Consider the following 13,799-nt stretch of genomic DNA (forward strand, 5'->3'; position numbering starts at 1 on the left):
TATTACAGTTAGTTTTATCCTTATTCAAAGCGATAAGGCTAAACACTAAAAAGCCGCACTTCAAAGTGCGGCTTTGTGCTTAAACAAGCGATTAAAATTGATAAGCGAACTTCACGTATGCTTGGCGACCAAGAATACTATGCGTTTTATTATCAATACCCATAGACTCCGATGGCGCTAATGGTGCTTCCTCATTAAATAGATTAGATGCACCTAATGTCACCGTCAGCTTTTCAACACCGATGTAACTCACACTAGTATCTACCGTGGTCCAAGAGTCAATCTTGTACTTATTCCCTTCGCTATCAGCAAGATCCCTATATGAATCGATGTAATTAACACTGATATTTGCTAGCCAATCGTTTTTCGCCCAATCCACGCCAGCAGTCCAGCGAAATTCAGGATGTTGGTATTCACCATTTAGATCCTCAGAAAGGTTGAATGAATTGCCCTGCTCGTCACTTGCAAACGATTGTTCTTCAAAGCTTAACGCATAAGTTAAATTGTAATTAAACTTAAACTCCCCTAACTCTTGCGTTGTTAGTGCATATGCTAAATTAACATCGAAGCCATCCGTCTCGCGTCCACCGATATTAACGAAAGTATCATTGATTGTTAGAATACGACCTAACGTACTGCCTTGGTTAGGCGCTCGCACAACTAAATTAGGATCAGTACCGCAGCAATCTACCAGCTTTTGCGCACCTATCTTCTTAATGAGATCTTCCTGTTCATAATTCCAGTAATCAACACCAATACTAAAGTCTTCAGTGGCTTGCCATACTACCCCTAAGTTATAGTTTTCAGACTCTTCAGGTTGCAAGTTTTTGTTACCAGAGACAATAGCAGTATACTCATAAGGGCTACAGTCATCATCTGCACCAGTTTGGCGACAACGTTCTCGGTCAATCACACTTGGTGATTCGTCAGTCCGGCCAAGGTGTAGCTGGACTAACGAAGGCGCTCTAAATGCAGTACCCCATGAACCACGCACAACTAAACTATCCAGAGGCGCCCATCGGAATGCCACTTTTGGATCTGTAGTGGTACCAAAGTCACTGTAATCTTCATAACGTAAGGCTAATTGTAACTCTAGCGTGTCAAGTAGCGGTACACTAAACTCCGCAAAAATTGCTGTGTTATCACGATCACCATTCGCTTGGGTCGCTTCAGTACCGAAGATTTCTCCTCGAATATACTGGCTATCAGGGTTGTCTTCTATTTTCTCATAGCGATGTTCAAAGCCAAATGCAGCTGCAACATAACCTGCACCAAGTTCAAATAATTCACCTGACACCGTACCGTCTAGTGACTGCATTGTTGATGCACCGTAACGTGTTGTCGTTGTTTCAAAAAATGCCAGTCCCGCTTCTGTGTTAGTACTTGGTTCAAATGGATTCCATAGCCCTTCATCAATTGCTTGTTGTGCTCTTATTTTGTTAGGGAAACCATCAAAGCCTTTCTCTACTGCACTTGAGCGAATCGCCGAGTAAGCAATTTCCCATGACCAAGCTTGCCACTCACCACGTGCACCAAGTACTGCACGATAATACTCAGAATCAACATCTTTCTTACGATTACCTATATCCACAGTACGGCGGCGCATTGAAATATCTACACCATGTAAAAAGTGGTCCGGATCGTTAAATAGTGGGTGGTTTGGGTTGTCACCATCCATAAATAACTCAGTGAAGCTTGGAGAGCCTGCACCTTGAATAAAGGTTGATGTATGTTGAGCTGAGATTTCTGCAAATCCTTCAACCCCATCCATAATTTCTTGCACGCCATTGTAGTTAAAACTAATACGCTCTGTGGAAGGGATAGCAGTCATATGTGACGCAAAGTCATAGCGACAAATATTGCCAATATCTAGCGCAGGATCGCAGGTATCGTTACCCCAAATATCAGCAAAAGTTGTTTGTCTCACTTGAGTGCCATCATCTTCAGTACGGACGACTGGCAGTCTTGCCCACTGCTCATCCGTTAGCATACTTCTGACTACCTCAACACTGCCCGGATAACCCGCCGAACTTAGGGAGTTATTTCCTCCTCTAAAGCGTTGATCTGCAGATGCTGTATAGTCCCGATCAGCATAAGTTAAGTGGCCACGCTTAAAGTAATCCAGTGAAAAGTTATGATGACCATTTTGCGTTGACGATCCCCACAAAATAGTAAAGTTTTGCTCATCAGCGCCACCATCAGCAGTGTCTGATAGCTTAGCTGCAACTTCAAACCCGTCTATGTCATCGCGTAAAATAATATTAATTACACCTGCAACCGCATCAGAGCCGTACGTTGCTGAAGCACCGTCTTTTAAAATATCAATACGTTTTACCGATGATACTGGTATGGTATTCAAATCAACAAATGACGTTTCAATGTCTTTTGCAAATGGACTGACTGCAACACGTCGGCCATTTATAAGCACCAATGTCGATGACGCTCCTAACCCTCTAAGTGCGACACTAGAGCCGCCATTAGCGGTATCATCGCTCGAGTTACCTTGAGTACTGAATGTACCAGCACCGGATACCGGTAATTTTTGTAATGCACCGATGAGATCTGTTGATCCTGTTGATGCAAGATCCGCAGCAGATAAACTTTGGATAGGTGAAGGGCCTTCGAGATCTGTACGCTTAATATGTGAACCTGTCACTTCAATACGTTCTACTTGTTCTGTTTCTTCAGCGTTAACTTGTTGATTCATGCCGATTAACACTGCTATGGAGAGCGCACTGAGTGGTAATTTATAGGTCATCCTGTTTCCCCTTAAGTTAATAATTACTCTGTAGTTTTTTTAATAATCAAGCCATTATTAACACACCACTGAAACTTTAACAACGCATTTATTTAACATTAAGTTTCCATTTAAGGGTTGTACCTACAACTATACAAGATGAATGACAAGATTAATTAGATATTGATATTGTTGATAAAAAAACAATAAAAATATCAGCTAAAAAGGGGAGTGCTCAATACCATAAACTTCATTAAGCTTGCTATTTTGAGGCGAGAAAATCTTGTCGATAATACCACTTCCGCGCCCTACTCTCGCTGAAGTACCTTTCCCCCTCTAGGCAAGGCAAATTCACTTCCAATAGCTAGCTATTGGAAGTGAATTCATCGCAGTTAGCACTAAAACTGGCTACTAGAAAGGCATTCTTTATCCGCAGATCAGGTTATTTAGTTGTTACATAAGAAATTTTTAACGCAGTTAACGTCTGATTTGCTTCTTCAAACTGAGCAGGCAAGTATTAAAGCTAATGGGTATAAGGCAAACTTGGAAACGGGCACCACATTGCTTACTTATGTGACGTTTGGAATTACTGAGGTTTTTGGTGTGATAACATGAGTAAGGGAAAGTTCACTGCGTTTTTGTGCTATAGCTGGCAACACAGTGAACGTGACATATCTATACTTAAAATTAGTGTTACAACGCGAGCCAAGGTTGAACTGATTTAATATCCGCTGCGTTTGCAAAAGGCGCTGTATTATGCTCCCAGCTTGATGGAATGCTAATTTGGCAGTTCTGCGTATTACACTGTGTGGCTGTACTTTTTAAAGCCGCATCATCGTTAAATGTAACGATCACCCCTTTATGCTCTGGTAAAAGGAAGGATAGTAAGTGCTTAATAAAGAAACCTGACAGATCTGCTAATAAGGATTCAAATTCCACCTGCATCTTGTATAAATCAGACCTGCTAATAGAGTCGGCGTGAAATAGCTCTGCCTCTATTTGCATTTTTAGCTGGCATTCTGTATCGCCACCTTGGGTATCAATAATGACTTTCGCTTTATCCTTATCAAGCGCTTTGTCAAACGGCAACAATAATTGTGCTTCTTCAGTAAACGATAGCTGAAAATTGGCCGATTCTGTCACAATGTTACCACTACTAATTTGGCAAGGCTGCATGCTTACGGTGTCGACTAAATAAAAGCCAACTCGAGCAAACTCAAACTCGCCTTTATTCACGACTTTTAGGCGGTCATAAAAACTATCATAAGAAAATGTCACGGTACTAGCAAAAGCAAACGAGCTCCACCAAGTAACCAAAAGCGCCACCGCCACCACTAGTTTATTCTTCATCAAAATACGCTCTGTTGTGTCTGATCATATCATTTAGTTCACTAACATAATCTTCGCCTCGCTCTGAGTAGCTAAGCAAACCAGCGGTTAGTGCCGTTGCTTCTATAGGTACTTTTTCGGCTCTCAAGCCTGCACGTACTCCTCTTAACTCCTTGTACGCTTCATGCGTATTGATATTTCTAAAATAAGATTTAACAGCTGCACGTACTGACTTGAATGCACGAACTTCATGCTCAGCCTCATCAGCACGGCGCTTTGGGATCATACCGCAGCCCTTGGTGTAACACCATTGTCCAAAAAAATTTAACCCGATCCGCGCGAACCGAGAAGTTCCCCATGCCGATTCATTAGCCGCTTGCATTAATGCTAGCTCTTTTGGAATGATATCAACTCGACGCAGTGCTTTTTTTAATGACGCTTCATTGATTTTCTCATTTTTTAAATCGTATTTAGAGAAAATAACAGCAACTTTTTCAACCTGTTTACGTGTCAGTGTTTCGCCAAATTGTAACATCATCAGTGCGATATCAAGTGTTGCACGTTGCTCCAAAATCAGCTTGTTTTCAGCCTCAACATGAGGCTTGATAAAATCAAAAAACGCTTTCTTCTTTGCTTGAATATCTTTAATGGCTGAAAAGTTGGGTAACTTGACACTGTGAAGTGGCTTTTCAGGCACTACTTTAACAATCTCAATTTCTTCCGCATCATTTTCTACAGGTGTAAATTGAGGCTCTGGCTCTTGTAGAAACGGATAGATGAGCGCCCAAACCGTCACTAACGCAACCAATAGTTTAATTAATTTTACTTGCATACCTACTCCCCATTGCGACGCTGTTCTAAAGCAGAGCCTATCTCCTTATTACTCTCAGAACCTTGCTATGATCTACACATAATAATTACTTTCTTCTGTTACTATTTGGTGTAGATACACTTAATACGTCATAATTTACAGTATTCAAAATAGCGGCCGATAATATCAAAAGCTGCAATTAAACGCGAATTTTCGTGCAGTTATCGTACAAAGTTTAGACGACATCTTGAATTTAAGAAAAAGGAACAAGTAGTATGATGGTTAACGCTTGGCAGCAGCGGCTTTTAGAGCAGAAAAAGAATAGGCCTCATGACAATCGCTCGGCATGGCAGGTAGATCGCTCGAGAATAATCCATGCAGCAGCTTTTAGGCGCTTACAAGCTAAAACCCAAATCATGGCCATAGGCGTAAATGATTTTTATCGAACACGACTAACCCACTCGTTGGAGGTATCACAAATAGGAAGCGGGTTACTGCGTCACTTGAGAAAGCACCACCCTGAATTTGAACACTTTCCTTCAACCAGTCTGATTGAGACGTTATGTCTAGCTCACGATATTGGTCATCCACCTTTTGGTCACGGCGGTGAGATAGCACTTAATTATCTAATGCGTGATCACGGAGGATTTGAGGGAAACGCTCAGACCTTGCGTATTGTTACCAAGTTGGAGCCTTATACCAAAGGTTTTGGCATGAACTTAACACGCCGCACCTTACTCGGATTTATTAAATATCCTGCATTAATCGACACACTCTGGTATCACCAACCAACGCAAACACAAAGTCGAAAATATATACTCTCGAGTGATTGGCTGCCAGCAAAAGGGATCTATCAATGTGACGAATCTGTATTTGACTGGATCCTCTCTCCATTTTCTCAAAACGACCAGACAAAGCTGCAAGAAACTGAGGTGAAAGACTCCTTCCGTCGTAAGACTAAGTTTAAGTCGTTAGATTGTGCGATAATGGAATACGCTGACGACATCGCCTATGCGGTTCATGATTTAGAGGATGCGATTGCAACCGAAACACTCAACGAGGCCGAGTGGCATAATTTTGCGCTTCCTGAATTACATAAACTAGATTCAGCTTGGCTAAAGAATAATCTTGATAGGATCACACAGAGCCTTTTTTCAGAAGATGAATCACAGCGTAAAGACACAATTGGTGAACTGGTAAACCTGTTTATTGTGCACTGTAAACTCACCGTCCAAGACTCAGATTTTGACTCAGCATTGCTCCATTTCACCGTTGAGATGGACTCCGAGTTTCAACAGATACTGCAAGTATTAAAGCTGTTTGTATATCAGAGACTTATTCGTGAGCCTAAAATGCAGCAAATCGAATTTAGTGGTCAAAACCTGCTTATTGATTTATTTGAAGTGTTTGCCAGTGATCCCATGCGTTTATTACCCTACACGACTCAAGCACTCTACCAAGAAGCAAAAGATGATACGCAGCAAATGCGCGTTTTGGCGGACTATCTCGGTGGTATGTCAGATGAGTATGCACGAAAAACACATCAGCGTTTATTTACTGGAGAGCGATAGTAATACCGATTAGCTTAATTAAGTGTTCTAAAACCCGATAGTTGAGGCAAGCGTGGGCAGTTGCAAAGGTAATCATTCGCAAAGTTGCGTAACAAATTGCATAGCCTACATTTGCCTGCCCAGCACATTTAGTAAAAGCTTCTCCCCTTACAAGGTAGAACGAAAACTATTTACTTTCTGCGCTTAGTTCGTGCACCAAGAATACGCTTTTTATCCCGTTGCTTTTTGGACTTACCGGAGTTGCGGCGAGAATCTTTAGGCTCTTTGGTTAAATCAGGCTCATAGCCAGGAAGCCATTGCGGCGCAAATCGTTCATCTAAGAAAATTTCTATTTCTTCCAGCAGCCATTGTTCATCAATACTCACAAGTGAAATAGCTTGACCATTTTGCCCGGCGCGACCGCTGCGACCGATACGGTGCACATAGTCTTCTGCAACATAGGGTAATTCTGCATTGAAAACATAGTTTAGTGAGTCAATATCAATGCCACGAGCTGCTACGTCTGTTGCAACTAAGACACGAATTTCGCCTGACTTGAATTGAGATAGTGCTTTATCGCGCGCGCCTTGAGACTTATCACCGTGGATGGCGGCAGTTTTAAGGCCATCTTTATTTAACTCTTTGGCGTAGTTATCAGCACTATTTTTTGTGCGCGTAAATACCAGTACCTGATGCCAATTATTTTTGCCAATCAGATGAGAAATAAGTTCACGTTTGCGGTCTTCGTCTACTGAATAGAAAATTTGTGTAACGGTGCTCGCGGTACTATTTTGGGTTTCAACACCCACTCGTTTAGGATTATTCAACCAAGGTTTTACTTGGGATAGCACAGTATCGTCAACCGTTGCTGAAAATAGTAGAGTTTGACGCTCATGCGGCATGGTACGCATGATCCGCTTAATTTCACCCATAAAGCCCATATCTAACATGCGATCGGCTTCATCAAAAACCAAATGTTGAATATTCTTGAGCGTTAAAGTGCCCTTTATTAAATGATCGAGTAAACGTCCAGGCGTAGCAACAACAATATCCACTCCTGCCTTCAACCGCTTTTCTTGAGGACCGATATTCGCCCCTCCATATAAACACACAACATTCAAGTGAGAATGGCTCAGCAATTTCTCCGTGTGTTCAGCCACTTGCTGCGCAAGCTCACGAGTGGGTGTTAACACCAAAGTTCTGACTGATTTTTCACTCTTTACACAGGCACTTAGCATACGATGCAAAATCGGAAGCATAAAAGCGGCGGTCTTACCGGTTCCAGTTTGAGCACTTGCTATGAGATCATTACCACTTAAGATCTGTGGAATACTCTTTTGTTGAATAGGTGTCGGCGACTCAAATCCAAGCTCAGTAATCGCGCTTAGAAGTTCTGGGTGAAGTTGTAATTCGTTAAATGTCATTAATTGCCAATGGTATAATTGTGCTGATAATTAGCAGATTATAACAAAAAAACGAATGCTCGATGCACCTTGTAACACGCTGCATTTATCTATGTTGACTTTTTCACCAGCCAGTTTTACCTTCGATGATTAGACTTTCTAGTTTTCAGTAACGAAGCTAGCATAACATTTCAGTTTTATAGGGATATATTCATGAAAACGCAAAATTTTAGACGGATATTATTTTACTGTGCCATAGTCGCACTTTTGCCGCTTTTAGGATTAATCCTCGCCGAATTGTTCACAAGTATTTTAAAGTGTAACGTATCACAAAAAGAGACAGCAAACTGCACAGTAGCAGGAGTTGATATAGGCATGATTTTAGCAGTGCTTTACACCGGCGGCTGGGTAGGCTTAGTTACGACTCCCATCGCGGCGATATTAGCGCTTCTGTTACACCTAAAAACACAGTAGGAAAACACTGCTTTTACGTCCTACTCTCGCTAAGGTACCTAAATCCTCTAGGCAAGGCGAATTTACGCATCAATAGTCGGCCATTGGAAGTGAACTCAACACAGTTAACGCTAAAACTGGCTGTTAGAAAAACATTAATTATTCGCAGCTCAGATTAATTACAAAAAAGTAGGCTGCAAACATTGTTTACAGCCCGCCTGCACTCGCTTAATCTAGCGCATTTTCTACTTTATTAAAGAGTGTTGTAATTGCTTTACTTGGCTCTTTTGTCACTAAGCTAACCACAATAATTGCAGCTGTTGCGACGACAAAGCCCGGAACAATTTCATATAGTGTCGCACTAAGCGGCTCACCGTTATAAGTAAATGGTCCGTAGATCCAAACCAATACTGTCACTGCACCTGAAATCATACCGGCAAGGGCACCCGCAAAATTCATACGAGACCAGAACAAACTAATCAATACAAGTGGACCAAATGCTGCACCAAACCCCGCCCATGCATTACTTACTAAATCTAAAATTGAGCTATCTCTGTCATATGCTAAATAAATCGCAGCTAGCGCTACAACCACAACACTAATACGACCAACCAGCACTAACTCTTTATCTGTGGCTGCTCTGTGAATAAAAATCTTATAAAAGTCTTCTGTTAATGAGCTCGAGCTAACCAACAACTGAGATGAGATTGTACTCATTATTGCCGCTAGAATTGCTGCTAACAAGAAGCCAGCAATCAGGGGGTGGAAAAGTAGTTGAGACAAAATTAAGAAGATGGTTTCTGCATCTTCCACTACAATGCCCTTTTCGTGAGCATAAGCTGCGCCGAATAAACCAGTACCAACCGCACCTAAAGCTGCAACTATCATCCAAGTCATTCCGATCCGACGTGCTGTAGGCATATCTTTTACGCTTCGAACTGACATAAAACGTACGATAATATGTGGTTGACCAAAATAGCCAAGACCCCAAGACATCGCAGAAACAATACCAATTGCGCCCGCTGAACCAATCCAAGTTAACATGGTTGGATTTAATTCATTCAGGGTTTGCCCAAGAGGGTTATCCAATAGCGAGAAGGTTACCAGTGGCACCAAGATAAGAGCAATAAACATGATGCAGCCTTGAACAAAGTCGGTCAGACTAACTGCCAAAAAGCCACCAAATAACGTATAAAGAACGACTACCCCAGTAGTAATATACATTCCGCTTTCATAGCTAAGTCCAAATGAGCTTTCAAACAGCTTACCACCAGCAACTACACCCGATGAGGTGTAAAGCGTGAAGAATATGATGATAACCAAAGCCGACACAATTCTTAGTGCATTACCCTTGTCCTCAAAACGATTGGCAAAGTAGTCAGGGATTGTTACTGCATCATTGGCATACTCTGTATAAACCCTTAGACGTGGTGCAACCAGTAAATAGTTTAACCATGCCCCAATCACAAGGCCAATTGCAATCCATGTACTACTGAATCCAGTTAAGAACATCGCACCGGGCAGACCCATCAAAATCCAGCCACTCATGTCTGAAGCACCTGCTGACAATGCCGCTACGCTAGGGGGTAAGCTGCGACCACCCAGCATATAACCTGACACATCACTGGTGGACTTTTTATATGCGTACAACCCTATTCCCAACATTGCAATGAAGTAAAGTGCAAGTGAGATTATCGTACCTATCTCCAATTTAGCCTCCTAAGTAAGTTGGGCTCTTCTCCAAATGTGAGCTTTATAGTGCTCAATTGTTTGATTTATAACTCACTTTGAATAAAAGCCAAAACATAAAGGATCACTATAACATGCTGCTACTTCTCACCCAACCTCCTGAGACCAGTGTACTTTGCTATATCTTCCTTTGAAGCGTTCAGGGATCTGACGTTTGGATGCAAAATGAGCTGACTCTTCATTTTTAGTCACTGAAGGTTACTCTATGATCTAGCCAGCACACTTTGAAGGTGATGACGCGCTTTCAGCGTGAGGTTTACACATTTGGCTAGTGCATACTTTACTCAATCATTACAAACTATGTTTCCCTGCGTGACCTCGTAGCACTTTTACCTTATATTAAAGCCAATATCATTTTGTTTGGACGGTAGTATTTATGTATTTTTACACGGCTCGTCAGCCCATTTTTAATGTCCAAAGGGAGTTGATTGGCTACGAACTATTATTCAGAGACAGTCTGAATAATGTATTTCCCGAGATAGATGGCGATGAGGCCACAAGCCGCCTGATTGAAGGCAGCCAGTTCACTTTTGGTCTTGATGATTTGACCAATCAACACCCTGCCTATATTAACTTTACGCTGGAAACTTTATCCAAAGGTTACGCCCAAATGCTATCCCCAGAGCAGGTCGTTGTGGAAATATTGGAAACAGTACAGCCAGGAAAAAGACTGCTCGCACACGTTAAAGAACTAAAAGAAAAAGGTTATACACTCGCATTAGACGATTACCAACACCAAAATGTATGGCGGCATTTTTTTCCTTATGTTGATCAAATAAAAGTCGACTTTCTCTCTACCAGCACAGACCAAATCAATATCATCAAAGCAGCCATTAAAGATTTCCCTAACATTGACTTAGTTGCCGAAAAAGTAGAAACATACGAACAATTTGAATTGGCTAAATCTCTTGGCTTTAAATTCTTTCAAGGCTTCTTTTTTGCTAAACCAGAAATGGTAAAAACCAAAGCATTAGCGCCTTCAGAACTTGCAATGGCGGAGCTTCTGTATGAAACGTCAAGTGTCGAGCCTGATCTTGCACGAATTACGCAAGTGTTTGAGCGTGATGTGAATCTTAGTTATAAGTTATTGCGCTACGCCAACAGCGCTGTGTTTAAACGTAGAGCTGAGATTTCAACAATAAAACAAGCATTAGTTGTACTGGGTAGCATCGAGTTAAAGCGTCTTATTTCATTACTTTTTGCATCGCAACTTAACACTGAAAAACCAAAAGAACTACTGTCTCTTTCATTACTACGAGCTCACTTTATGGAAGCCGTTGCCACCAAAGCTGGCAAAGTTTCTGATACAGGCAGTGCATTTCTTATTGGCATGATGTCACTTATGGATGCAATATTGGATGATGAAATGGCAACACTCTTGACTAAACTGCCATTATCTCAAGAGATAAAGGCCACATTGCTGAAAAAGCCAAGTCAGTTTGGTATTTACTTAGATCTTGCAGAATCAATGGAAAAAGGAGATTGGGATAATGTTGAAACTGTCTCAAAACCTTTGGGAGTCTCACCTGAGCGCATTGCCCAGCTATATCAATCGTCGCAGTTATGGAGTGACACCCAAATAAAAGCCATTGAGTAATATGCAGCGGACTGCGACAATCTGTCGCATCCCACTACCATCATGAAAGCGATAAAATAAGCTCACAAAAACAATGGACTAATGTGAACTTATGAAACGCACGCTACTTTCTCTCAGTATTCTTTCTCTTTTATCGACAGCCAGTGCAGATGAAATAGAAAGAATTGTTATTATTGCTCCAATGCAAACACCGCTCACCCTCTCCACTGATACCAAAGCGGTACGCCAGCCTCTTCCAGCACAAGATGGTGCCGATTTACTGTCTTCTATTTCTGGTTTCTCTTTGGTTAAAAAAGGTGGCGCAAGCTCAGATCCGGTATTTAGAGGCATGGCTGGTTCAAGAATTGCAATTATCGCCAATAATGGACAAACGCTTGGTGGCTGTGGCAATCGAATGGATCCTCCTACCGCTTATATTACCCCTCAATCATATGACACTTTAAAAGTAATAAAAGGGCCTCAAACCGTTCTTTATGGTCCAGGTAATAGTGCAGCAACGGTTGTTTTCGAACGTGAAACTGATCGTTTGGATAAATCAGAAATAGTAGGTTTTGCAAATGCTGTGGTATCTAGCCAAGGTCGCCATAGCGTAAATTCAGATATTAAAGTTGGCAATCAAAATGGTTATGCACGTGTCGCAGCGAATTATAGCGACGCCGATGACTACGAGGACGGCAGTGGAGTCGATGTTCACTCAGCCTATGAAAGGTGGAATATAGATACAGAGTTTGCCTACACACCTGATGATGACTCATTTTATTCCTTAACTTATGGCGTGAGTGATGGTGAAGTCGCCTATGCAGATCGTATGATGGATGGCAGCTTATTTGACCGAGAAAATATAGGTCTGAATATTAAATTATCTGCTTTGTCTGAAATGGTTGATGAGCTGAAATTTAATGCCTATTACAACTATGTTGATCACATCATGGACAATCATAGCTTGCGTCAATTCGTCCCCAACATGATGATGAAAAAGCCAACTTCTTCTAACCCTGATCGAAAAACATATGGTGCAAAGCTGACACTCACTTCGGATATCAACAGCAAACATACATTTATTTATGGGTTAGACTATCAAGAAAACGAACACCGCAACAGGATCAGTCGTGATCAGTATAATAGTCCAGTAGAGACAATGCCTCGTCAACTTGACGCTGAGTTTAGGCAGTTAGGTATGTTTGCTGAGTTCGAGTATGAATTAAGCAATACAAGCCAATGGGTAACGGGACTTCGCATTGATGATTGGAAAAGTGAGGATCACCGCACCATGATAAGTGCGATGATGACAATGAAACCTAACCCAACAGCGAATCAAACAAGAGAAGACACCTTATATAGTGGCTTTACTCGCTATCAAGCGCAATCTGAAAACAGTAGCTACTTTATTGGTTTAGGAAGAACCGAGCGTTTTCCAGACTACTGGGAAGTGGTTGGCAGCAATAGAGGCAGTGAAACAGCCATTTCGGCTTTTAATGTCGAAACAGAAAAGACAACGCAATTAGATGTTGGCGTTGTTCATCAATTTAAAGACATTAATCTCAGTGCCTCTGCATTTTATAATCAAATTGATGACTATTTGTTGATTGACAATATGTTCAAAAAAATGAATATGACTTCAAAAGTGACGCGTAATATTGATGCTGAAACATTCGGCTTTGAAGCGGAAATAAGATGGCAAGTCAGTAAGGCACTACAATTAACCAGCAGCCTTGATTATGTTAAAGGTAACAATTTGACCGATAATACAGCACTGGCACAGCAGCCGCCTTTGCAACTGCGATTTGCCGCAACGCAGGAGCTGTCAGACAAATGGCAAATAGGTGGTCTTGTACGACTTGTTAAGCGCCAACACAGAATCGCTATTGGGCAAGGCAATATTGCCGGGCAAGATACATCAACCACAGCCGGTTTTGGTACTTTCGCATTAAATACTAGCTATCAATATAACAATGCTATTCAGCTCAGTGCCGGTATTGACAACTTACTTGATAAAACATACGCAGAACATTTGAGCCGCTCTGGTGCTGCGGTAAGTGGCTATGAGCAAATAGCGAGGATCAACGAGCCAGGTAGGACATGGTGGGCAAACTTGAACTGGCGATTTTAATTGACCTAATATAGGTGCTCATTCGTCTATGCTCTGCTACAAGATATATAGTTATACGTA

At 41.6% G+C, this 13,799-nt stretch carries 9 protein-coding genes; 4 read left to right on the forward strand and 5 right to left on the reverse strand.

The features are described 5' to 3' along the window. Positions 1-91: 91 nt before the first annotated feature. The 3 genes from F9Y84_RS03235 to F9Y84_RS03245 all read right to left on the reverse strand — a co-directional run bounded on the left by F9Y84_RS03235 (position 92) and on the right by F9Y84_RS03245 (position 4,898). Positions 92-2,758 carry a TonB-dependent receptor plug domain-containing protein gene (locus F9Y84_RS03235; RefSeq protein ID WP_147389277.1) on the reverse strand — a complete coding sequence of 889 codons (2,667 nt, stop codon included), beginning with the start codon at positions 2,756-2,758 and terminating at the stop codon, positions 92-94. Positions 2,759-3,430: 672 nt separating this feature from the next. After that, entirely contained in the window at positions 3,431-4,087 is a 657-nt protein-coding gene (locus F9Y84_RS03240) for a DUF2987 domain-containing protein (protein WP_147389278.1), read from the reverse strand. Then, positions 4,077-4,898 carry a glucosaminidase domain-containing protein gene (locus F9Y84_RS03245; RefSeq protein ID WP_147389279.1) on the reverse strand — a complete coding sequence of 274 codons (822 nt, stop codon included), beginning with the start codon at positions 4,896-4,898 and terminating at the stop codon, positions 4,077-4,079. The genes F9Y84_RS03240 and F9Y84_RS03245 overlap by 11 nt, the downstream gene beginning before the upstream one ends. A gap of 257 nt (positions 4,899-5,155) precedes the next feature. On the opposite strand from F9Y84_RS03245, the gene F9Y84_RS03250 reads away from it, so the two are divergent. Then, positions 5,156-6,448: an anti-phage deoxyguanosine triphosphatase gene (locus F9Y84_RS03250; protein WP_192503268.1), complete on the forward strand. Its 1,293-nt coding sequence runs from the start codon at positions 5,156-5,158 to the stop codon at positions 6,446-6,448. A 170-nt stretch (positions 6,449-6,618) separates the two neighbouring features. Here the strand turns inward: F9Y84_RS03250 and F9Y84_RS03255 are convergent, their stop codons facing one another. After that, positions 6,619-7,851 carry a DEAD/DEAH box helicase gene (locus tag F9Y84_RS03255; protein ID WP_147389281.1) on the reverse strand — a complete coding sequence of 411 codons (1,233 nt, stop codon included), beginning with the start codon at positions 7,849-7,851 and terminating at the stop codon, positions 6,619-6,621. Between the two features lie 192 nt (positions 7,852-8,043). Between F9Y84_RS03255 and F9Y84_RS03260 the strand changes: the two genes are divergently transcribed. Beyond that, positions 8,044-8,304 (forward strand): hypothetical protein, encoded by a 261-nt coding sequence (locus F9Y84_RS03260; RefSeq protein WP_147389282.1) that lies wholly within the window; start codon positions 8,044-8,046, stop codon positions 8,302-8,304. Positions 8,305-8,511: 207 nt separating this feature from the next. Here F9Y84_RS03260 and putP read toward each other — a convergent pair whose 3' ends face one another. Continuing rightward, entirely contained in the window at positions 8,512-9,993 is a 1,482-nt protein-coding gene (gene putP / locus F9Y84_RS03265) for a sodium/proline symporter PutP (protein ID WP_147389283.1), read from the reverse strand. Positions 9,994-10,408: 415 nt separating this feature from the next. Between putP and F9Y84_RS03270 the strand changes: the two genes are divergently transcribed. Together F9Y84_RS03270 and F9Y84_RS03275 are read left to right on the forward strand one after the other, a co-directional pair. After that, complete coding sequence (locus F9Y84_RS03270; RefSeq protein WP_128729891.1) at positions 10,409-11,629, forward strand: EAL and HDOD domain-containing protein; 1,221 nt, start codon at positions 10,409-10,411, stop codon at positions 11,627-11,629. Positions 11,630-11,720: 91 nt separating this feature from the next. Next, complete coding sequence (locus F9Y84_RS03275) at positions 11,721-13,739, forward strand: TonB-dependent copper receptor (RefSeq protein ID WP_147389284.1); 2,019 nt, start codon at positions 11,721-11,723, stop codon at positions 13,737-13,739. Positions 13,740-13,799: the final 60 nt, after the last annotated feature.

It is taken from the genome of Pseudoalteromonas peptidolytica (assembly GCF_012641745.1).
GTDB lineage: Bacteria > Pseudomonadota > Gammaproteobacteria > Enterobacterales > Alteromonadaceae > Pseudoalteromonas > Pseudoalteromonas peptidolytica.

Coding starts and splice junctions, on each gene's coding strand:
- F9Y84_RS03245 (WP_147389279.1), bottom strand. CDS start 4,898: ATGCAAGTAAAATTAATTAAACTATTGGTTGCGTTAGTGACGGTTTGG.
- F9Y84_RS03250 (WP_192503268.1), top strand. CDS start 5,156: ATGGTTAACGCTTGGCAGCAGCGGCTTTTAGAGCAGAAAAAGAATAGG.
- F9Y84_RS03240 (WP_147389278.1), bottom strand. CDS start 4,087: ATGAAGAATAAACTAGTGGTGGCGGTGGCGCTTTTGGTTACTTGGTGG.
- F9Y84_RS03260 (WP_147389282.1), top strand. CDS start 8,044: ATGAAAACGCAAAATTTTAGACGGATATTATTTTACTGTGCCATAGTC.
- F9Y84_RS03275 (WP_147389284.1), top strand. CDS start 11,721: ATGAAACGCACGCTACTTTCTCTCAGTATTCTTTCTCTTTTATCGACA.
- F9Y84_RS03235 (WP_147389277.1), bottom strand. CDS start 2,758: ATGACCTATAAATTACCACTCAGTGCGCTCTCCATAGCAGTGTTAATC.
- F9Y84_RS03255 (WP_147389281.1), bottom strand. CDS start 7,851: ATGACATTTAACGAATTACAACTTCACCCAGAACTTCTAAGCGCGATT.
- F9Y84_RS03270 (WP_128729891.1), top strand. CDS start 10,409: ATGTATTTTTACACGGCTCGTCAGCCCATTTTTAATGTCCAAAGGGAG.